Annotated in this window: 15 protein-coding genes; 2 read left to right on the forward strand and 13 right to left on the reverse strand. The window is 40.8% G+C overall.

Annotation, left to right across the window (positions count from 1 at the left end):
* Nucleotides 1-123 precede the first annotated feature (123 nt).
* The 3 genes from ACWNMY_RS10050 to ACWNMY_RS10060 all read right to left on the reverse strand — a co-directional run bounded on the left by ACWNMY_RS10050 (nucleotide 124) and on the right by ACWNMY_RS10060 (nucleotide 3,785).
* The gene (locus tag ACWNMY_RS10050; protein ID WP_449538088.1) at nucleotides 124-1,410 is read right to left on the reverse strand and encodes a UDP-N-acetylglucosamine 1-carboxyvinyltransferase; all 1,287 of its coding nucleotides are present in this window, start codon (nucleotides 1,408-1,410) and stop codon (nucleotides 124-126) included.
* 811 nt (nucleotides 1,411-2,221) lie between these two features.
* Nucleotides 2,222-3,079, reverse strand: a complete 858-nt coding sequence (locus ACWNMY_RS10055) for a class II fructose-bisphosphate aldolase (RefSeq protein ID WP_449538089.1) — start codon at nucleotides 3,077-3,079, stop codon at nucleotides 2,222-2,224.
* A gap of 334 nt (nucleotides 3,080-3,413) precedes the next feature.
* Nucleotides 3,414-3,785: a response regulator gene (locus ACWNMY_RS10060; RefSeq protein WP_449538090.1), complete on the reverse strand. Its 372-nt coding sequence runs from the start codon at nucleotides 3,783-3,785 to the stop codon at nucleotides 3,414-3,416.
* Nucleotides 3,786-4,047: 262 nt separating this feature from the next.
* Here ACWNMY_RS10060 and ACWNMY_RS10065 point away from each other — a divergent pair, with 262 nt between their 5' ends.
* Entirely contained in the window at nucleotides 4,048-4,581 is a 534-nt protein-coding gene (locus ACWNMY_RS10065) for a DUF2529 domain-containing protein (protein WP_449538091.1), read from the forward strand.
* Nucleotides 4,582-4,621: 40 nt separating this feature from the next.
* On the opposite strand, the gene ACWNMY_RS10070 is transcribed toward ACWNMY_RS10065, so the two are convergent.
* The 9 genes from ACWNMY_RS10070 to ACWNMY_RS10110 form a co-directional block, all read right to left on the reverse strand.
* Nucleotides 4,622-6,229, reverse strand: a complete 1,608-nt coding sequence (locus ACWNMY_RS10070) for a CTP synthase (RefSeq protein ID WP_449538092.1) — start codon at nucleotides 6,227-6,229, stop codon at nucleotides 4,622-4,624.
* 439 nt (nucleotides 6,230-6,668) lie between these two features.
* Nucleotides 6,669-7,235 carry a DNA-directed RNA polymerase subunit delta gene (gene rpoE / locus ACWNMY_RS10075; RefSeq protein ID WP_449538093.1) on the reverse strand — a complete coding sequence of 189 codons (567 nt, stop codon included), beginning with the start codon at nucleotides 7,233-7,235 and terminating at the stop codon, nucleotides 6,669-6,671.
* A 495-nt stretch (nucleotides 7,236-7,730) separates the two neighbouring features.
* A complete protein-coding gene (gene icmF, locus ACWNMY_RS10080; RefSeq protein WP_449538094.1) occupies nucleotides 7,731-10,991 on the reverse strand; it encodes a fused isobutyryl-CoA mutase/GTPase IcmF in 3,261 nt (1,086 codons plus the stop codon).
* 121 nt (nucleotides 10,992-11,112) lie between these two features.
* Nucleotides 11,113-11,739 carry a TetR/AcrR family transcriptional regulator gene (locus ACWNMY_RS10085; RefSeq protein WP_449538095.1) on the reverse strand — a complete coding sequence of 209 codons (627 nt, stop codon included), beginning with the start codon at nucleotides 11,737-11,739 and terminating at the stop codon, nucleotides 11,113-11,115.
* A gap of 85 nt (nucleotides 11,740-11,824) precedes the next feature.
* The gene (locus ACWNMY_RS10090; protein WP_449538096.1) at nucleotides 11,825-12,964 is read right to left on the reverse strand and encodes an acyl-CoA dehydrogenase; all 1,140 of its coding nucleotides are present in this window, start codon (nucleotides 12,962-12,964) and stop codon (nucleotides 11,825-11,827) included.
* Between the two features lie 103 nt (nucleotides 12,965-13,067).
* Nucleotides 13,068-14,201, reverse strand: a complete 1,134-nt coding sequence (locus tag ACWNMY_RS10095; RefSeq protein ID WP_449538435.1) for an acyl-CoA dehydrogenase — start codon at nucleotides 14,199-14,201, stop codon at nucleotides 13,068-13,070.
* A gap of 75 nt (nucleotides 14,202-14,276) precedes the next feature.
* Nucleotides 14,277-15,131 (reverse strand): 3-hydroxybutyryl-CoA dehydrogenase, encoded by an 855-nt coding sequence (locus ACWNMY_RS10100; protein WP_449538097.1) that lies wholly within the window; start codon nucleotides 15,129-15,131, stop codon nucleotides 14,277-14,279.
* A gap of 88 nt (nucleotides 15,132-15,219) precedes the next feature.
* On the reverse strand, nucleotides 15,220-16,398 hold the full coding sequence (locus ACWNMY_RS10105) for an acetyl-CoA C-acetyltransferase (RefSeq protein WP_449538098.1): 1,179 nt from the start codon (nucleotides 16,396-16,398) through the stop codon (nucleotides 15,220-15,222).
* Nucleotides 16,399-16,762: 364 nt separating this feature from the next.
* Nucleotides 16,763-18,883 (reverse strand): (Fe-S)-binding protein, encoded by a 2,121-nt coding sequence (locus ACWNMY_RS10110; RefSeq protein WP_449538099.1) that lies wholly within the window; start codon nucleotides 18,881-18,883, stop codon nucleotides 16,763-16,765.
* A gap of 401 nt (nucleotides 18,884-19,284) precedes the next feature.
* Between ACWNMY_RS10110 and cls the strand changes: the two genes are divergently transcribed.
* Nucleotides 19,285-20,487 carry a cardiolipin synthase gene (cls, locus tag ACWNMY_RS10115; RefSeq protein WP_449538100.1) on the forward strand — a complete coding sequence of 401 codons (1,203 nt, stop codon included), beginning with the start codon at nucleotides 19,285-19,287 and terminating at the stop codon, nucleotides 20,485-20,487.
* 120 nt (nucleotides 20,488-20,607) lie between these two features.
* On the opposite strand, the gene ACWNMY_RS10120 is transcribed toward cls, so the two are convergent.
* Nucleotides 20,608-20,778, reverse strand: coding sequence for a XapX domain-containing protein (locus tag ACWNMY_RS10120; RefSeq protein ID WP_449538101.1), 171 nt, complete (start codon nucleotides 20,776-20,778; stop codon nucleotides 20,608-20,610).
* Nucleotides 20,779-20,810 lie beyond the last annotated feature (32 nt).

Here is a 20,810-nt window from a genome sequence, read left to right on the forward strand (position 1 = left end):
GAGTATCCAGTTTTCTCGTTTCTGAGCAAGTCGCTTCCGCTTTTCTATTCATTCTTAGAATACACGAAAACTCCCACTTTTTGTAGTGGGAGTGAGTAAATTCATTTACTTTTCAAAAGGTTGTTACGAATTTTGAATTTGTTCAATTTCTTCTTCGGATAAACTTTCTCTCCAGATCGTTGCGCCTAAACCTGAGAGTTTTTCTTCTAAATGACTATAACCACGATCAATATGCTCGAGACCTGTGATTTCTGTGACTCCTTCAGCCATTAAGCCTGCTACTACAAGTGCAGCACCCGCGCGCAGGTCACTTGCTTTCACCTTGGCACCTTGTAACTGAACAGGTCCTGTTACAATCGCCGAACGTCCCTCAACTTTAATTTGAGCGTTCATCCGTCTAAGCTCATCAATATGCTTAAATCTTGCTCCATATATTGTATCAGTCACAACCCCCGTTCCACTTGCTCTCGTTAGGAAAGAAGTGAAAGGTTGTTGTAAGTCGGTTGGGAACCCAGGATACACGAGTGTTTTGATATCTACGGCTTTTAAGTCCTTACGACCAGCCACCCATATTTGATCATCACTTGTTTCCACGGATACACCCATCTCACGGAACTTGGCAATCAATGATTCTAAGTGTAGTGGGATAACATTGTCAATTAACACACCTTCTCCCATTGCAGCACCTATAATCATATATGTTCCAGCCTCAATACGGTCAGGTATAATCGTGTGGCGGCAGCCCTGCAAGGAATCCACACCATCAATTCGGATTACATCTGTTCCGGCTCCTTTGATTTTAGCCCCCATGCTTGTTAATAAGGTCGCAACATCGATAATTTCTGGCTCTTTTGCTGCATTTTCAATAATCGTACGACCTTTTGCTCGTACCGCAGCTAGCATGATATTTATCGTTGCTCCAACACTTACTACATCGAGGTAAATTCGAGCACCTCGTAACTCATCTGCACGGAGGTAAATTGCACCTTGTTCGTTTGTAACTTTTGCTCCAAGTGCTTCAAAGCCTTTTATATGCTGATCAATTGGTCGTGGTCCTAAATGACATCCACCTGGCAAGCCAATAACAGCCTTTTTAAAACGCCCTAGCATTGCTCCCATTAAGTAATAGGATGCTCGAAGCTTCTTTACTTTTCCATTTGGAAGTGGCATTGACACAATATTAGATGGGTCAACGAATATTTCTTCTTTATTTATCGATACTCGGCCACCTATTTCTTCAAGTAGATCACCTAAGATTTGAACATCTGAAATATCAGGTAGGCCTTCAATAGTAACTGGCGTTTCTGCTAGGATTGTTGCTGGGATAAGGGCTACTGCACTATTCTTTGCCCCGCTAATTTTTACAGATCCTTTTAATGGATAACCGCCTGCTATTTTTAGTTTTTCCATATGTGTCTCCCTTCTAGCGAAGATGACGGTTTTGTAAGGGAAACCTTGCTTGCCACGATACTACTACCGGGCTTTCGCACATCAAATTCACTTTGGCGTATGTGTGCATCCGAAATTTTATCAAGCTTGTTAAGAAGGTATCTTTTAAAAAAACAAGTCTCGCCGGATGACAACCCGGAATCGGTGTCTTTTTCCCTTATTCCGTTACAATAACAGATATGCAACGGGTTGTAACTTCACTTGAACTGGTATATTTTGACATGCATTTATTACGTAGTTGTACAAGTATTAATTCTTAGTTTACACGAAAACGAATTGCACATGTACCATTTTAGCAACTTTTTCAAAAAACAATCAATCCCACCTATGGAAGATAATTCTTCCGAAGGAATGTAGTACGACAAAAGTAGTGCATTATAGTGAAATAGTTATATGAAGTTTTATGACAGAAGTAATTTCTAGTTGAAGTTCTATGTAAGGTCTAGTGATACGATATGGATTTGTCCTCTGGGTACTTACGCAATCACTCCTTCCAGTTCTTTTTAATTTTGATTACCTGTAATTACCCCTAGATTCCCATCGATTCTGTAAGTGGCTCCTTTTTAGTCAAGCGAGTTCACCAAACTTTCATAAGGTAAGTCTGCTAACTAAAGGTAAATGAACCTTTTACATTTTCTATTATAACGCAAGAAAACCGCTCTTCCAAATTACGTTGTCATAATTGGAAAAAAGCGGTATCCGATATAGTTCGGAGGTACATCCTCCGATGTATTCAATTAGTTAGACGTTTCCTTTTATAAAAAGGTTTCGCTTATGCTCTACCTGAAGAACCAAATTCACGCATTTTGCCTTTTACTGTTTCACGAATTGCATCGCGAGCAGGTCCTAGGTATTTACGTGGATCATATTCATTTGGCTTTGCAGCCAATGTTTCGCGTACTGCTTTTGCAGAAGCAATTTGGTTTTCTGTATTTACGTTAATTTTTGCAGTACCTAAAGAAATTGACTTTTGGATATCCTTTGTTGGAATTCCAGTTCCACCGTGAAGAACTAGTGGTAATCCAGTAGCTTTCCCGATTTCTTCCATTTCTTTAAATCCAAGGTTTGGTTCACCCTTATATGGACCATGTACAGAACCTAAAGCAGGTGCTAAGCAATCAATTCCAGTGCGGTTTACTAACTCTACACACTCGTCAGGATTAGCGTAGATTACACCTTCTGCAATTACGTCATCCTCTTGTCCACCTACAGTACCAAGCTCAGCTTCAACTGATACTCCGTGGAAATGCGCTAATTCTACAACTTTAGATGTAGTTGCAACATTCTCTTCAAACGGATGGTGAGATGCATCGATCATGACAGATGTGAAACCAGCATGAATTGCTTTTGCACAAGATTCAAAGCTAGAACCATGATCAAGATGAATAGCTACAGGTACTGTGATGTTGAAATCCTTCATTAGTCCCTTTACCATAGCCACAACTGTATTGAATCCACCCATATAACGACCAGCACCCTCAGAAACACCTAAAATAACAGGTGAATTCTCTTCTTGTGCAGCCTGTAAAATTGCTTGTGTAAATTCAAGATTATTTAAGTTAAATTGACCTACTGCGTAACCTTCTGCTTTTGCTTTTTCAAGCATTTCTTTCATAGAAACCAAAGGCATGTGAATTTCCTCCTTATGTACCGTTTTTTTGTATAAAAGGGAGTTTTCCCTTCTACACGTAGAACCACGGCTATCGTACCGAGGTTAGTTATATACCTATTCCAACGTTTTCGTATCACATTTATAATGACCGAAACAAAATCATAATATGTAAGGATAAGGATAGAAAATAATAGACAAAAGGGTGACAAAAGCCTCTTGCCCCAAGGAATAGCTATAAACACAGTACAAGCATATCACAAGATTTTGATTTCGCAATAGACCATATTTTAACGTTTTTTCTATTAAGCGTTTACAATGCGTTAATATTGCGATTTTCTTCTTTTGTCTTTTTTTATTCCGATTTCAGTGGAATATTTGCTCTAACTGCTTCACGAAGCTCATCAATATCAAATGGTTTTGCAAAATGAGTGATAGCCCCCAAATCTCTTGCTTCCTGAATCATATCCAACTCACCATAGGCAGTCATAATGATAACCCGAATATCTTGGTCAATTTTTTTCAGCCTTTTTAATATTTCAATCCCATCCATACCAGGGATTTTCATATCTAGTAATACCAAATCTGGAGTATGTTTTTGTACAATATCAATTGCTTGTACTCCATTAGCTGCTTGGAATGTCGTATAACCTTCTTTTTGAAACACTTCGTTTAACAGTATTCGTATTCCGTATTGGTCATCCACAATTAAGATTTTTTCTGACATCCTTTAAAAACCCCCTTTAAAATAGATAAAAATAAATAAGTGCTTTTGTCCTAAAAATCAGTTAGTCTCTGATTATGTTCAATAATAAACTCTATTCTACTAAAATCAACAATTTCCTTCTTTTTACGTAGAAAACTTTTATTTCCAATATGAAAACTATATTTTCTTACGTATTAGGACATGGTTTCTTATTTTTTTCCTATAACGTTATAATGATAATCATAGTAAGTCAAACTATTTTTGAGTAAGGAGTTTTACTTTTATGTTAAAAATTTTCACTACCCAGCTACAGGGACAGTTTAAGAAAATTATGGATCAAGAAGAAATGAATATGGAGGATGGTGCAAGAATCCTCGCACAATCAGTCATTAGTGATGGCACCATTTTCATCCATGGTTTTTCAGAAATGGCTGCCATTACAACAGAGGCATTATTTGGGGCAGAACCATTGAAGTCAGCTCGTCCAATGTATGAAGGCGGGAAAATAAATGATATTGAGGATGTAGACAGTGTTCTTTTAGTTACTAGATTCTCGACCGATCAAGAAGCAATCCAGCTTGCAGAAGAACTACGTCAAAACGGAATTCAAACGGTTGCGATTTCGGCAATCGTAAAAAACGATGGGGAACGTAGTTTGGAGGATGTCGTTACTATCCATATCGATAGCAAATTACAAAAACCACTTATTCCTGATGAGAATGGGACACGTTTTGGGTTTCCAAGCGTCATCACGGCGCTATATGCGTATTATGGACTCGTGTTTACGATTAAGGAAATGGTAGAAGAATTCGAATAAATGGTAATGGGGCGCCCTATTGGACGCCCCTTGATTTTTCTTATAGTTTTTCAGCATTAACAAGTGATGCACGGATAAATTCTCTGAACAATGGCTGTGGACGATTTGGTCTTGATTTGAATTCTGGATGGAATTGAGATGCTACAAACCAAGGATGGTCTTTCAACTCGATAATCTCCACAAGACGTCCGTCTGGGCTTGTCCCTGAAAAGACAAAGCCTGCTGCTTCCATTGCTTGACGATAATGATTGTTGAATTCGTAGCGATGGCGATGACGCTCATATACTACTTCATCATTGTAGGCTTCAAATGCCTTTGTACCTTCCTCAATCTTACAAGGGAAAAGTCCAAGACGCAGTGTGCCACCTAAATCTTCAATGTCCTTTTGTTCTGGTAAAAGGTCAATAATTGGATGTGGTGTATTTGGATCAAGTTCAGCAGAATGGGCCCCTTGAAGACCTAGTACATTTCGTGCAAACTCAACAGATGCTAGCTGCATACCAAGACAAATTCCTAGTAAAGGAGTTTTTTCCTCTCTAGCGTACTTCATCGCAGCAATTTTTCCTTCTACACCTCTGTCTCCAAAACCACCTGGAACAAGAATTCCATCTGCACCAGCTAGTAGCTCGGAAACATTTTCATCTGTCACTTCTTCTGAATTTATCCAGTTGATGTTGATGTCAGAATCGAATGCATAACCGGCATGCTTTAGTGCTTCAGCAACTGAAAGATAGGCGTCTTGTAGCTCTACATATTTTCCAACTAACGCAATGTTTGTTGTTTTTGATAGATTCGTTACCTTCTCCACAAGTTTAATCCAATCCGTCATATCTGCTTCTTGGCAATCTAATTGGAGGTGTTCGCAAGCAATTTGATCAATGCCTTGTTCCTGTAGTGCTAATGGAATTGTATATAATGTTTCTGCATCACGACATTCAATAACCGCTTGAGAATCAATATCACAAAATAGCGCAATTTTATCTTTCATATCTTGAGATATAGGCATCTCTGTACGTACAACGATAATATTTGGTTGAATTCCTAGACTACGCAGCTCTTTTACACTGTGCTGAGTTGGCTTTGTTTTCATCTCGCCTGCAGCTTTAATATAAGGTACAAGTGTACAATGCACATACATGACATTACGAGAGCCTACATCGCTTTTAATTTGACGAATCGCTTCTAAGAACGGTAAGGATTCGATGTCGCCTACAGTACCACCAATTTCAGTGATAACCACGTCTGCATTTGTTTCACGTCCTGCGCGGAACACTCTTTCCTTAATTTCATTCGTAATATGCGGAATAACCTGAACAGTCGCGCCTAAATAATCACCACGACGCTCCTTCTTCAGAACAGTCGAATAGATTTTACCTGTTGTCACATTACTGTACTTGTTCAAATTAATGTCTATAAAACGTTCATAATGTCCTAAGTCCAAGTCTGTTTCAGCACCGTCATCGGTAACAAATACCTCACCATGCTGGTACGGACTCATTGTCCCTGGATCCACGTTAATATATGGGTCAAACTTCTGAATGGTAACATTCATTCCTCTGTTTTTTAATAGGCGACCTAGAGATGCTGCAACAATCCCTTTACCTAAGGACGACACAACGCCACCTGTAACAAAAATATACTTTGTCATCTTCCTCTTTTCCCCCAATCTATGTATTAGTTAAAGTTTGCTCAAAAGAGTCAAATTGTATAAATTGAAAAGCTCAAGCGCCTGGTTCAGCCGTGATAAGCATAAGACATTCCGGCCAGAAGGAAGTTCTTTATCCTTCTTAACGGATTTGCTTATGACCTCGAAGGGCTGGCGCTTGGGCTAGACATAAGAATCTTTGATGGTGCCGGGGGTGAAATATTTTTCAAAACCGAACCTTCACTCTTTTATAAAATAAAAAAGCTCCACTTACATATGTAAGGGAGCGAAACTTTATAATATGGTTTCGTTAGTTACTCTTTTTTGAGAGCCCAAAAATGATTCTACCGACTTGCGATAGAAAAGTCAATATGAAGTTCTGTAGATTTTCTACGATTGACCTTCTATCACCGGAAAGTGGAAGTTTATTTTGAAAAGGCGATTACTCTTCTTCCTCTTCCTCATCTTCTTCTAACTCAAATTCGTCATCTTCTAATAATTCTTCCTCGTCTTCAAGCAATTCATCGTCATCATCGTCTATATCGTCAAAATCATCGTCGTCATCTTCATCGTCGTCGACATCTAAATCATCCACATCATCTATCTCATCATCATCGTCATAGTCTTCATCATCATAATCTAGGTCATCTTCATCTAAATCATCAAAGGCGATGAGATCATCTTCATCCTTTTTCTTCTTACCTTTTTTCTTCTTCTTAGGTTTCTCCGTATGGATAACCTCTTCATCGATTTGCTCATATGGATACCACGTACGTAGTCCCCAACGGTTGTCTCCCAATGTAATGAAACGACCATCAATATTTAAATCTGTATAAAACTGAGATATTTTAGTTGCAACCTCTTGTTCTGTTAGCTCTAGCGTTTTTGCAATTTCGTCAACTAGTTCTTGGAACCCAATCGCATCTTTTCTCCCTAAGAAAATCTCATACGCCACTTCAAGCATTGACATTTCTTTAATTTGGTCTGGTGAGTATTGATTAAGACTCATCAAGGCACTCCCTTTCTATGTAAATAACTGCAATTTTTGGTAAAACATGTTGTATGTAATGATGTAGGCTATGCTGTTTTATAGAAAACTGCATGGCTTTTTAAAAAATAAAAAAGAGTTCTGTAAAATACATATCATTCATTATAAACAAAATCAACCACTTTATGCCAGTCTAATAATTTTTTGGCACTATTTTACTTTATTCAGCAGAAGTTCCCACTAGTATATGCGGTGACATTGACCGCAAATTTAGGAACTAGTTCAGAAGATTTTAACCAATGATTGAATATAGTAAAGCCTCCGGCGGATGCCTCAGATTTTTTATCGGAGATATTCTCGCGAGCTCGAATAAAATCTGGGCGCAAATACGCCAAGGCGCATTTGATTAGTATACCACTACTAAATTAATAAAGCTTGTTGCTGTGAAGAGCCTTAATCAAAATGAAACATTTTATAAGGCTGAGCTATATAAAAAATAAGCTCAGCCTCTATTGTTTACATATTTCTGCGGTATTGTCCACCAACTTCATAAAGAGCATGTGTGATTTGGCCAAGGCTTGCTACCTGTACCGTTTCCATCAACTCCTCGAAGATGTTTCCATTGTTTACGGCAACTTGTTTTAAACGTTGTAATGCTTCTTCTACTCTATCCTTATTGCGTTCATGAAATTCACGCAGATTATTTATCTGAAGCTCTTTTTCTTCCTTCGTTGCCCGAGCAAGTTCGATATTATTTAAATCTTCCTCCGTTGGCGGATTTGGATTTAAGTACGTATTCACACCAATAATCGGCAACTCACCTGTATGCTTTTTCATCTCATAATGCATGGATTCATCCTGAATTTTTCCACGCTGATACTGTGTTTCCATGGCACCTAGCACACCACCACGGTCATTGAGTCGATCAAACTCTTGAAGAACCGCTTCCTCGACCAAATCAGTCAGCTCCTCGATAATAAAGGAACCTTGCAATGGATTTTCATTCTTCGTTAAGCCATGTTCTTTTGTAATAATCATCTGGATCGCCATTGCACGCCGTACAGACTCTTCTGTTGGTGTTGTAATCGCCTCATCGTATGCGTTTGTATGAAGGGAATTACAATTATCATGTAAGGCCATAAGCGCCTGTAAAGTAGTACGAATATCGTTAAAATCAATTTCCTGGGCATGTAGCGAACGTCCCGATGTTTGCACATGATATTTAAGCTTCTGGCTTCGCTCATTTGCACCATATTTTTCTCTCATGACAGTTGCCCAAATACGACGTGCAACACGGCCAATCACCGTATATTCCGGGTCCAACCCATTGCTAAAGAAGAAGGAAAGGTTTGGCGCAAAATCATCAATATGCATGCCACGGCTTAAGTAATATTCCACATACGTGAACCCATTCGAAAGCGTAAACGCAAGCTGCGAAATTGGATTCGCACCCGCTTCAGCAATATGATAGCCAGAGATTGAAACAGAATAATAATTTCGCACTTTATGGTCAATGAAATACTCCTGAATATCCCCCATCATCCGAAGAGCAAATTCCGTTGAGAAAATACACGTATTTTGACCTTGATCTTCTTTTAAAATATCAGCCTGCACGGTTCCGCGAACGGTCTGAAGTGTTTTTGCCCGCACCTCTTGAAACTCCTCAACCGTTAAAATACGACCAAGCTCCTGCTCACGTTTTTCGACTTGCTGGTGAATCGCTGTATTCATGAACATCGCTAAGATAATCGGTGCCGGCCCATTGATGGTCATCGACACAGAGGTGGAAGGCGCACATAAATCGAATCCGTTGTACAGCTTTTTCATATCATCAAGGGTACAAACGCTAACTCCACTCTCGCCAACTTTCCCATAAATATCTGGGCGATATGCCGGATCCTCGCCATATAAAGTCACCGAATCAAACGCTGTACTTAATCGTTTCGCATCATCATCCTTAGAAAGGTAGTGGAAGCGGCGATTCGTTCTTTCTGGAGTTCCTTCTCCAGCAAACTGACGCTTGGGATCCTCTCCTTCCCGCTTAAACGGAAAGACGCCTGCGGTATACGGGAACGCACCCGGTACATTTTCCTTATAGACCCATCGTAAGATTTCTCCAAAGTCCTTATAACCTGGGAGTGAAATCTTTGGTATGGATAATCCAGAAAGACTTTTCGTCTTTAAAAGAGTGACAATTTCCTTGTCTCGAATCTTCGTAATGAATTTTTCACCCTTGTACGTTTCCTTCAATGTTTCCCAGTTCTCTAAGATTTTTTTAGACTCTGCAGTCAGCTTTGCTTCATACTCTTTCTGAAGGGTTTCAAGTGTAGAAAGAACCTCTTCGTTTCCAAGCTCCTTCACACTTTCAATGGTACCGCTGATTTGGAATAGCTTCCTAGCAACTTCAACCTGGGCCGAGGCTTTCTTATGATAGTTTCGAACACTATCTGAGATCTCACGCAAATAATAGCGGCGATCATTTGGAATGATGACATTTTGTTTTTGAACATCTGCCTTCTTATCAAAAGTAGTAGACCAGCCTGTGCCCATTTTCTCGTTAATTGTGTCAACTAGATTGGCAAATAGGGCATTTGTTCCTGGATCGTTAAATTGACTTGCGATTGTTCCGAAGACTGGCATGTCTTCATAGTCTTTTTCAAATAAAAGATGACTACGTTGATACTGCTTTTGGACTTGACGTCTCGCATCCTCGGAGCCTTTTCGCTCAAATTTATTAATAACAATGAGGTCCGCATAATCGATCATGTCTATTTTTTCGAGCTGTGATGGTGCACCAAACTCGCTGGTCATGACATACATGGAGATATCACAAACTTCCGTAATTTCAGCATCACCCTGTCCGATCCCACTTGTTTCAACAATAACCAAGTCGAATCCAGCTGCTTTTACGACAGCGATTGCATCTTTAATAGCAAGTGATAACTCCGTCTTAGATCCCCTTGTGGCAAGACTACGCATATACACCCTTGGTGAAAATATTGCATTCATTCTGATTCGGTCACCAAGTAGAGCTCCACCTGTCTTTTGCTTTGTTGGGTCAACAGAAAGAATTGCTACCTTTTTATCATCAAATTCATTTAGGAAGCGGCGAATTAATTCATCGGTTAAGGAGCTTTTACCAGCGCCCCCTGTTCCTGTAATCCCTACAACCGGGACACGTTGTTCAAGGTCTTTTACTTTTTTAATAATGGTTTCTGTTGCGACTGCCAGCTCGCCGGACACATCAATTTGATTTTCAGCAATTGTGATGAGCTTCGCGATTGCATTGTAATCCCCTTGCTGCAAAAGTGTAAGCTCCTCGGTAAGTTCTGTGCTAGTCGGATAGTCACATTCCTTCAGCATTTTGTTGATCATCCCTTGAAGCCCTAGGATTCTTCCGTCTTCAGGTGAAAAGATTCCTGCGATGCCATATTCATGGAGTTCCTTAATTTCGCGTGGGATGATAACACCTCCGCCACCACCATAAATACGAATATGGGATGCGCCCCGCTCCTTCAGGAGATCATACATATATTTAAAATACTCGACATGGCCACCTTGATAGGATGAGATTGCAATTCCTTGTGCATCCTCTTGGATTGCTGCGTTGACAACCTCCTCGACTGAACGATTATGCCCAAGGTGAATCACCTCTGCCCCGCTTGCCTGCAGGATACGACGCATAATATTAATTGAGGCATCATGCCCATCAAACAAGCTCGAAGCCGTAACAAAACGCACATGGTTCTTTGGACGATATACTTCTACCGTACTCATTTTTATTCCCCCAGTCGTGCTGATATTGAAAAATTGACGTCCCTTTTTGCTGTGGACACCATGACATAGCAATTCCTTTACCGAAAACACTATTTCTTACTCGAAAGACACCAACACCGATTTACTCTACACTTTCTATTCCCTTTAACAGCAACTCTGTTTGCATATCGATATATTCCTCTATCGTGAAAAGCTTGCGCATTGCCCAACGGCGAAAACCCCACATTTGGCCTTGAACGAAAATATTATGTGCGACAAGCTCCACCTGTTTTTTAGGTAAATGAAGTTCACCATTTGAAATACAGTCCTCAATGGCCTTTTCAAACATCCCTACCATTTCGACCTCTTTATTCAACACATATGGAAGTGCATCCTTTGAGAGTGACTTTGCCTCTTGATAGAGGACAAGCACTTCATCCTGCATCTCATCCATGACGACGAAGTAATTGTGTATCGCAAGTTTCAAGCTCTCGATACTACCTTCTTTCGTGTTGATCGCCTGCTGAAGCCGCTCCTGTACCTGGTCATAAATACTATCCACGACCAAATAGAGAACATCCTCTTTTTTTCTAATATATTCATAGAGCGTACCAATACTAAAACCTGCTGCCTTTGCAATTTCTCTCGTTGTAGAACGGTGAAATCCCTTTTCCTTAAAAAGAGTCACTGCACCCTTGATCATCTGGTCGCGCCGTTTCTTAATCAACCGCTCATCCTTCACCGAAGCCGGTACATCATTCCTTCGCATATCCTCACTCCCTGCTGGGACAGGGGGACAGGTTCGTTGTCCCACCATTTTTTTCTTGGGACACAGAACCTGTCCCCTTGACCCACTATTTTGTAAGCATCCTTGAGATAACGAGACGTTGAATTTCTTGGGTACCTTCATAGATTTGAGTGATTTTTGCATCACGCATATAGCGCTCTACAGGGTAATCTTTTGTATAGCCATACCCACCAAACACTTGAACGGCTTCTGTTGTTACCTTCATTGCTGTGTCGCCCGCAAATAGTTTGGACATAGCCGATTCCTTCCCATATGGAAGTCCTTCTGACTCTAACCATGCAGCTTGATAGGTTAATAGACGAGCCGCTTCCACATTTGTTGCCATGTCAGCTAGCTTGAAGCCCACACCCTGCTGGGCTGCAATTGGCTTACCAAATTGAACACGTTCCTTCGCATATTCTGTTGCAGCATCAAGTGCACCTTGTGCAATTCCGACCGCTTGCGCAGCAATTCCATTACGACCACCGTCAAGTGTCATCATCGCAATTTTAAAGCCCTCACCCTCTTCGCCAAGAAGGTTTTCCTTTGGCACACGGCAGTCTTCGAAGATTATTTCAGTTGTTGGTGAAGAACGAATCCCCATCTTCTTTTCCTTTTTCCCAACAGAGAAGCCAGGGAAGTCACTCTCGATAATAAAAGCACTTGTCCCTTTATGTTTAGAGGTAGGGTCTGTTAAAGCAAACACTACATATATATCAGCAATCCCACCATTTGTAATAAAGATTTTTGATCCGTTTAGAACATAGTGGTCTCCATCAAGCTTTGCTGTTGTTCTCATGCCACCTGCATCAGAGCCCGATCCTGGTTCTGTCAATCCATATGCACCGATTTTTTCACCTTGTGCCATTGGTCGTAAGTATTTTTGCTTTTGCTCCTCACTTCCAAACTTGTAAATCGGCCAGCCTGCAAGGGATGTATGAGCGGAGAGTGTTACCCCGGTTGATGCGCACACGCGTGAAAGCTCCTCAACTGCGATACAGTATGCGAGATAATCACTGCCAATCCCGCCGTATTCTTCTGGCCATGGAATCCCTGTTAAGCCAAGCTCCGCCATTTTATCAAAGATTTCACGGTCGAAACGCTCTTCTTCATCACGTTCTGCAGCTGTTGGTTCTACCTCATTTTTGGCAAAATCTCGCACCATTTTACGAATCATTTCATGCTCTTCTGATAGCTTAAAGTACATATCTGTTACCCCCACTTATATTAGAATGATAGTTTTAGGACAGAGGGACAGGTTCGTTGTCCCACCAATTTTTTCCTGGGTCACGGAACCTGTCCCCCTGACCCTATAAATGCTTACTGATGACGATTCTCTGGATTTCGCTTGTGCCTTCGTATATTTCGGTTATTTTTGCGTCTCGGAAGAAACGCTCGACTGGATAGTCTTTTGTATAGCCATAGCCGCCGTAGACCTGGATTGCTTCGGTAGCTACTTCCATTGCTGTCCTCGATGCAAATAGCTTAGCCATGGATGCTTCCTTTGCACACGGCAGTCCCTGTTGGCGTAAAAAGGCAGCTTGATAGACTAGAAGTCTTGCCGCTTCCACATTTGTCGCCATATCAGCTAGTTTAAAGCCAACACCTTGGTGGGCCGCAATTGGTTTTCCAAATTGATAACGACCTTTTGCATAGTCGACTGCATGCTCCAGTGCTGCCTCAGCAATACCTAGTGCCTGTGCGGCAATCCCAATTCGCCCCACATTTAGGTTTGCCATCGCTACTTTGAAGCCTTCCCCTTCTGCACCAAGTACGTTTTCTGCTGGCACCTTTACATCCTCGAATGTGATTTGAACGGTACGCGAGCCAGAAAGCCCCATTTTGTGCTCATCTTTTCCGATGATAAAACCTGGCGTGTTTTTCTCAACAATAAAGGCTGTAATTCCTTTACTACCTGTTTCATTTGGGTTTGTTCGAGCAAATACGATGTAGACATCTGCTTCTCCACCGTTGGTCACAAAAAGCTTTGAGCCATTTAATACATAGTGGTCATCTCGTTTTACAGCCTTTGTTTTTAAACTTGCTGCATCAGATCCAGAGCTTGGTTCTGTTAAACAAAACGCACCAAGGTATTCTCCACTTGCTAGCTTCGGGATATACGTTTGCTTTTGCTCTTCTGTACCAAAGGATAAAATAGGATTCGTTCCAACGGAGGTATGAACCGATAAAATAACCCCAATTGTCGCGCTCACTTTTGATAGTTCATGAATGGCAATAATATAGGAGATAAAATCCATATCTGATCCACCATATTTTTCAGGACTTGTAATGCCCATTAATCCAAGTGAAGCCATCTTTGAAAGGATCGCTCGTGGAAACTCTCCATTTTCCATACGCTCCACAAATGGCGCAATTTCTTCCTTTGCAAAATCACGAACCATTTTTCTCATCATTTCTTGTTCTTCCGTAAACTGAAAGTTCATGCTGTTTCCCTCCAATTTGAAGGTGGATTCTTGGTGCTTTGGCATATTTGTTATAGTCGGCACACTATGTCCCTCCTAGCCTTCGTACGTGTAAAATCCACGGCCAGACTTCTTCCCTAACCAGCCCGCTTTTACATACTTTCGAAGCAATGGACACGGCCTGTATTTGTCATCTCCAAAACCTTCATGAAGGGTTTCCATAATATATAGACAGGTATCAAGTCCGATAAAATCCGCAAGTGTTAGTGGACCCATTGGATGATTCATCCCGAGCTTCATGACTTCATCAATTGACTCTTTTGTGGCAACACCTTCGTAAAGGGTATAAATTGCTTCGTTAATCATGGGCATTAAGATACGATTGGAGACGAAGCCTGGAAAATCATTCACTTCAACCGGAACTTTGTTTAAGGTTTTTGTCATATCTTCAATCACTTGATAGACTTCATCAGCTGTTGCTAAGCCGCGAATAATTTCTACTAATTTCATTACTGGAACTGGATTCATAAAGTGCATACCAATTACTTTTTCTGGGCGTTTTGTTGCAGCTGCAATTTCTGTAATTGGCAGAGAGGATGTATTTGTTGCCAATATGGCATTCTGAGGTGCGATTTCATCTAGTTGAGAGAAAAGCTTTGTCTTGATGTCCATGTTTTCAACAGCTGCTTCAATCACTATGTCAACATCACTTGCATTTTGAAGGTCAGTAGACTGTGAGATTCTGCCTAATGTAGCCGACTTGTCTTCTTCTGACATCCGACCTTTATCAACTTGGCGAGTTAGATTCTTCGTAATGTTCCCTATCCCACGATCAAGGAATTCCTGTTTTAAATCATGGAGCTTAACCTCATAGCCCGCCATCGCACAAACCTGTGCAATCCCAGACCCCATTTGTCCTGCCCCAATCACCATTACCTTTTTCACGCTCATAAAAAAACCTCCTCATTCGGCGACGGTTCCAACGGTCCCTGTCAGCACATATATTTTTTATATTCAGCCTTCGAACAGTCACTCCTCGTTAAACCTGAATCATAATGGCGTCACCTTGACCGCCTCCGCTACAGATAGCTGCAATTCCAATGCCTCCACCGCGGCGTTTTAATTCATGAATAAGCGTAATAATTATTCTTGCTCCACTTGCTCCAATCGGATGACCAAGTGCGACCGCTCCACCATTGACATTCACTTTTTCAGTATCAATCTTTGCAATTTTTCCGCTCGTTAATGCGACAGCTGCGAAAGCTTCATTTATTTCAAATAAATCAATCTCGTCAATGTTTTTACCAGTTTTCTTTAGAAGTTCGTTAATCACAAGTCCTGGCGTCTTGGGAAAATCCTTTGCTTCTACAGAAATCGCCGCGTGAGCCATGATCGTTCCAATAGGCTCTTTTCCATCGCGCTTCGCACGCTCCTCACTCATCAAAACAAGTGCGGCTGCACCGTCATTTACACCGGGAGCATTCCCTGCTGTAATCGTGCCATTTGGACCAAACACAGAAGGTAGCTTTGAAAGTTTTTCAATTGTTGTATCTGCTCGTGGTGCTTCGTCTTGATTTACAACAGTAACAGCACCCTTTCGGCCCTTTACCTCTACAGCAACAATTTCCTCCGCAAGCTTTCCTGATTCAATCGCTTCGACTGCACGTTGCTGACTGCGTAACGCCCATTGGTCCTGTTCTTCACGTGAAATTTCAAGTTCTTTTGCTACCTCGTTTCCATATGTCCCCATATGTACACCTTGGAAGCTACAAGTTAGGCCATCATGAACCATTAGATCCTTCAGACTCGCATCACCCATTCTTAGGCCAAATCTTGCTTTCGGTAAAAAATAAGGAGCATTGCTCATCGATTCCATGCCACCAGCGACGATTACTTCTTCATCACCTGCTCGAATGATCTGATCTGCAAGTGTGACACTGCGAAGCCCTGATGCACATACTTTATTGATGGTTTCCGTCTTTACCTCCCATGGAATCCCTGCATGTCTTGCTGCTTGCCTTGAAGGTATTTGACCTTGACCACCTTGCAAAACAGTTCCAAAGATCACTTCATCTACCGCATTTCCTTCCAACCCAGCACGTTCTAACGCTTCCTTAATGGCAATGCCACCAAGCTCAGATGCTGTTAAGGAACTAAGACTTCCACCAAGTTTTCCAAATGGAGTACGAACACCACTTACAATTACTGTTTTCCCCATGCTCACAACCTCCTTGATATTATGAAATGCGTAATGTGATAGTTTATAGGCGACAAAACAGGACGAGTACTGTCAAAAGCAAATTTTGCCTTCAGAAGCGATTGGCTTGTGACCCCAAGCCAATGGCGCCTAGAGCTAAACACCGAAAACTGAGTTTGAACTCAACTATCAATTGCTTACATCCTAAATTTGTCGAAACCGCTTACATTTTTCTGACTGAACGCTCGCTCGAGGCTTTGTCTCAAAGAAGGAGGCGTACTATGTACACCTCTCTTTGTCTTTTATTCTACTATTCTTACTTGAGTATTCTATATTCCTATTTTACAACATTCACTTTGGAAGATAAATCATAAATTACCAGTAATTATGATGCAATCTCTTTCTTTTCTCCGACGACTGATTTTTCAAGAATCTCAGCAATATCATACGTACCAATCTGATCTTCTACTTCCTTCGCCTTCGTGCCATCGCTTAGCATTGTTAAGCAATACGGACAGCCTGAACCAATCGTTGTTGGATTTACTGCAATCGCCTGCTCTGTTCTCGCCACGTTAATACGTGTTCCAGTATCTTCTTCCATCCACATGAGTCCGCCACCAGCGCCACAACACATACCTGTTTCACGGTTACGTTCCATTTCAACCAACTTCACACCTGGAATTTGTTTTAGTATTTCACGTGGTGGGTCATACACATCATTGTAACGTCCTAAATAACAGGAGTCATGCCATGTAATTGTTTCATTCACTGGATGTTTTGGTACTAGCTTCCCTTCCTTAACTAGGTCATACAGTAACTCTGTATGGTGCAATACTTCCACACCTTCAAGACCTAAATCAGGATACTCATTTTTGAATATATTGTATGCGTGAGGGTCGATTGTGACAATCTTCTTCACTTCTGCTTTTTCAAACTCGGCGATATTGTTTGTAGCAAGCTCTTGGAATAAGAATTCATTTCCTAGACGTCGTGGTGTGTCACCTGAGTTTTTCTCTTTGTTTCCTAGGATTGCAAATTTCACGCCAGCTTCATTCATTAGCTTCGCAAAGGAAAGCGCGATTTTTTGGCTTCGATTATCAAATGCACCCATGGATCCAACCCAGAATAGGTATTCGAACTCTTCTCCGGCTTTTTTAGCCTCTTTTACAGTTGGCACATGAACATCTTCGCGTACTTCACGCCAGTTTTCCTTTTCCTTTCGGTTAAGTCCCCATGGATTCCCTTGACGTTCGATGTTTGTCATTGCACGCTGTGCATCGGCATCCATTTTACCTTCCGTAAGAACAAGGTAACGACGTAAATCGATAATTTTATCAACATGCTCGTTCATAACTGGACATTGATCTTCACAGTTACGGCATGTTGTACAAGCCCAAATTTCTTCTTCGGTAATGACATCGCCAATTAAACTAGGGCTATATGCTAACTCTGACGTCGCAGCTGATTCACTAGCACCTTGACCTGCTGAAGCTAGTGCTAATTGATTCCCTTTTGTATGAGAGAACGCAACAGCCGGTACCCAAGGAACACGTGAGGTCACAACTGCACCCGTCTCTGTTAAATGATCACGTAACTTTACAATCAAATCCATTGGTGACAGCATTTTACCAGTGCCTGTGGCTGGACACATATTTGTACAGCGACCACATTCCACACAAGCATACATGTCAATTAATTGTGTTTGTTTGAAATCTTGAATTTTTCCAACACCAAAGGTTTCCTGTGTTTCATCCTCAAAATCAATTTTTTCAAGTTTACCTGGACTACCAGTTCTCCCTAAGTACACATTTGCTGGTCCTGCGATTAAGTGAGCATGCTTTGATTGTGGTACATATACTAGGAATGTTAATAGGAATAATAAGTGAATCCACCATGCTACGTAAAAAATGACAATTGAAGCTGTCTCACTAATGCCTCCTAAGGCAAGTGAAATCAAGGATGCAATTGGCTCACTCCATGTCGCTTCATGACCATGCCATACGATTCCCGCTCCGTTACCTAGTAATACGGAGAGCATAAGTCCACCAATAAATAGAAGAACAAGCCCAGATTTAAAACCTCTTTTTAGGCGCACTAGCTTTTCAACATAACGGCGATGGAAGGCCCACACGACCGCAACTAGAATCATAAACGTAACGATTTCCTGGAAAAAAGTGAAGCCTGCATACAATGGACCTAGCGGAAGATGCGAACCAGGTTGTAAGCCCTTCCAAATAAAATCAATTGCACCAAACTGAACAAGGATAAAGCCATAAAAAAACATGACGTGGATAGCTCCACTCTTTTTATCCTTTAATAGTTTTTTCTGACCAAAAACGTTGACCCAAATTCGCCCAAGGCGTTCTTTAACTTTCCCGTCAAACTCCACTTTCTTACCAAGTTTGATATATGCAATTCTTGTCTTAATCAAATATACAAATAGATAAAGTGCGTAAGCGGTTACAGCCAGGAATGCAAGAAGGTTTATCAGTAAGAGGGTATTCATTTGTTCAGACTCCTTTCGATGATTTTTATTTGATATGCTACAATTTCAAATTCGTTCTTTCGCGAATTTGCACTGGGTCGAGATTACAAACTCGACTGAATGAAATTAATATTCTGACTACACTATCCATACTTCCATTATATAATGAATGAGCATTCAGTCAATGCTTTTTTATTCGCAAACTCAAATAATCATTCCTTTTTTTGTATAGACTAAGAGAACGCCATCAAGTACAAGTTCAAAAGGAGGATGAAAAGGACCAAGAAGTTCAAGGCGGCGAAGCTTTGAGTACCGGAACGTATGCAATTAATACGTGAGGAACGGAAAAGCAAGCCAACGAAGAAATTCGATGTGTCATTTTCACCGGACTTTTTGGACTCCTCATCATAGGAGGGGTATATTTGCGCACTATCTTCTGGATTGTCCTTATTATCATTATTCTATTACTGCTACTCCGCCTTGATTACAGTCTCGGAAGAAAAAGTCACTTAAAAAAAATGGTTAATCATGAATATCCGTTACGTAACAGCGACTTAACCATGTATACGACTGGTGAACAGCTTTTTTCAGACCTCTTTGAAGAAATTCACCAAGCAACCAATCACATTCATGTTGAATTCTATATTTTGCAGGATGATAAATTTAGCAAGGAATTTGTAAACCTTTTAACAAGTAAATCCAAAGAAGGTGTCGAGGTTCGTCTACTGCTAGATTGGGTTGGAAGTAAGAATGTTACGAAGGAAATGGAAAAGACACTTACTGACGCGGGAGTTCTACTTTCATACAGCAACAAACCCACTTTTCCCTATTTGTTTTATAAGCTCAACGCCCGAAACCATCGAAAAATTTCAATCATTGATGGGAAAACAGGCTATATCGGAGGATTTAATGTCGGGAAGGAGTACCTTGGGCAGGATAAAGAGTTTGGTTTCTGGCGTGATTATCATTTGAAAATGACAGGTGAGGGAGTTGCCGATCTACAAACACAGTTTCTAAAAGATTGGGTACGAGCGACGAATGAGGTATTTACAAACCAGGATTCCTATTACCCACAGCTGCACCAAGGGAATATGGAGACCAAATTAAGCCCAACAGATGGTGCCTATTTAGAGGATAATTTTATTCATTTGATTAAGCAGGCTGAGAAAGAGATTATTATTGGGTCGCCTTATTTTGTTCCTAGTGAGCGTATAAAAAGGGAACTGATAAATGCAGCAAAGAAAAACATCAAAATACGTGTTCTGCTTCCGCAAAAACCAGATCATCCATTTGTTAAAGAAGCAGCCTATCCTTATATGGACGAGCTCACAAAAGAAGGTATACACTTTTTTATGTACACCAAAGGTTTTTATCACGCCAAGGCGATTTGTATTGATGATAAGATTTGCGATATTGGTACGGCAAACTTTGATAAAAGAAGTCTGTATTCCAATTATGAAATCAATTGTTTTATTTATGACAAGGAGTTTATTGCTCACATTAAAAATCGCGTAGCAGAAGACTTCGCAAACTCAACTGAACTTACAAGAGAAGAAATTGATCAAGATATGTCCAAGAAATGGTTGTTAATAAAACTCTCTACACTTTTTTCGCATTTTTTGTAGGTAAATTAGATTCGCTTTTCGCAGGTTACTGCTGTTAAATCAAAGATACGGTTCATAATCGGAAGTTTTTTGCACTTTCAACAAGTAACATAACCAAAAAGAGGCACCCGACTGGGTGCCTCATCTTTGTATGAGCGGTGCTATCCATTGGAAAATCTTAAAACCTAAATAGATTCCAATAATTCCTGTTACTCCAGCTAGCGCAGGCGGTGCTGGGATTGGAAGTTTTAGTAGTGCAAACACAAAGCCAACAATTAATCCAGTAAATAATGCAATGATTACCTCTTTCATATATGTAGCCTCCCTTTTCATTCACTTCCCTC

The organism is Ferdinandcohnia sp. Marseille-Q9671, from assembly GCF_976954385.1.